This is a genomic window from Pelomicrobium sp. G1 (assembly GCF_051905455.1).
Classification (GTDB): domain Bacteria; phylum Pseudomonadota; class Gammaproteobacteria; order Burkholderiales; family UBA6910; genus Pelomicrobium.
Map to the genome: position 1 here is coordinate 1 of NZ_JBQACR010000180.1, position 357 is coordinate 357.

A 357-nucleotide genomic window follows, 5' to 3' on the forward strand; every position below is an offset into this window, starting at 1 on the left:
GGTCACCGGGCTCGGGAAAGGATTGAGGCTCCTTGGTATTGAAAGCGTGGATGTACTCGGGATAGGGCACTTTGCGCGGATCCCCTCGCCAGCCCTTGGGCAGGAAAGGCGGTTGTTGAGGGATCGCCCAGCCCAGCTTCTTGAAAGTCGCATCCATAAACCGCTTGTCTACTGACGCTGCAAAATCGTGAGCCTTGAGAGGCCTGGTAATACGCTTCTGTTCATAGAGCCAGTCGAAAATCGCTTCGTTCACGGCACCCCAGAACTGGTCGAAGGGATAAACCTGTGTCGGCTTGTACAAGTTGTTGTAAGCCATAATCTGCTGCAGCAGAATGCTCTTGGAGTAATGCCTGAGGT

1 protein-coding gene is annotated in these 357 nt (G+C 53.8%); it reads right to left on the bottom strand.

Annotated elements, in window-relative coordinates:
• The coding region (locus ACTFO6_RS18070; protein ID WP_439935781.1) for a hypothetical protein at nt 1-316 on the bottom strand (316 nt) is incomplete at its 3' end.
• Between the last annotated feature and the right edge of the window lie 41 nt (nt 317-357).